Below are 1,070 nucleotides of genomic sequence, written 5' to 3'. Positions count from 1 at the left end.
CAGGCGCTGGCGGGCCGTCCCGCGGACATCGCGGTCACGCACGAGCCGGTGGCGGCCAAGGAGACGGACGGCCTGGTCCCGCTCGTACTGGCGGGGCATGTCCACCACCGCGAGACGGAGGTACTGCCGGGCGGGACGCGGCTGAAGGTCGAGGGCTCGACGGGCGGCGGCGGGCTGCGCGCCGTACAGAACGACAGCCCGGAGAAGGTGCGCGCCTCCGTGCTCTACCTGGACCGCACGACCAAGCGGCTCCAGGCGTGGGACGAGATCACCCTCGGCGGCCTCGGCCTGACAACGGCCGAAGTCAGCCGCCACATCCCGGAGGAGGCGACCGCCCCGGAGACCGGCCCACCGGGCACGGGCTCCCCGGCCCCGACCCCACCGGGCGGCACACCGGCCCCGCCCACGACCACCCGCCCGGAGCAGCGCTCCCCCACCCCGTAAACCGTTTTGGCGATACCTCCGCCCATCCCATATGCTGCTCACGCCCGCGACGCGCTGCCAAGCGCCCAGGCGGGCCCTTAGCCCTCATCGTCTAGTGGCCCAGGACGCCGCCCTTTCAAGGCGGTAGCACGGGTTCGAATCCCGTTGGGGGCACATATATATGTGCACATTCGGACAAAAATCGACTCCGAGTATTCAGTGACTTACTCGGAGTCGTCGCGTGACGGTCTGGCGTTGTACTCGGTTCATGCGATCGAGGACAACGCGGACCGCCCAGGCCGTACCCACGTGAGGGGCCTGAGGAACATCCGTGCCGGATCGTGCGCTCCGAGGCCGACCCAGAAGCCGGTCCGGCTTGACGACGGCCGAACCTGACACTGCGACAACTAGCCCCGCTCGTCGGCGGTATCGGGCGCGCCTAGCTCCTGACGGCGTCGGTCGCGGTGGTAGCCGGGGGTCGCCTGCGGGAACCCCGCACTGACTGCCCCGGACGAGCCGGCACGGGCAGCCACGGGCGACGGAGGGGGACGGGGTCGTAGGAGGTACGTGTCCGGACACTAACGTGAGATTTGTGGCGCACGACCGCCTCAGGCAACACGACCGCGGTCACGACGCCGTAAATCACA

Annotated in this window: 1 tRNA gene and 1 pseudogene; both read left to right on the top strand. The window is 69.9% G+C overall.

What is annotated here, in order from left to right:
• Nucleotides 1-444 (top strand): annotated as a pseudogene (locus QR77_RS48900) (hypothetical protein); the annotation flags it as partial.
• An 80-nt stretch (nucleotides 445-524) separates the two neighbouring features.
• A tRNA-Glu gene (locus tag QR77_RS21190) sits at nucleotides 525-597 on the top strand.
• Nucleotides 598-1,070: the final 473 nt, after the last annotated feature.

The organism is Streptomyces sp. 150FB (assembly GCF_000818195.1).
Taxonomy (GTDB): domain Bacteria; phylum Actinomycetota; class Actinomycetes; order Streptomycetales; family Streptomycetaceae; genus Streptomyces.
Note: the sequence above shows the minus strand (reverse complement) of the source record. Positions and strands in the feature narration are given on the sequence as shown.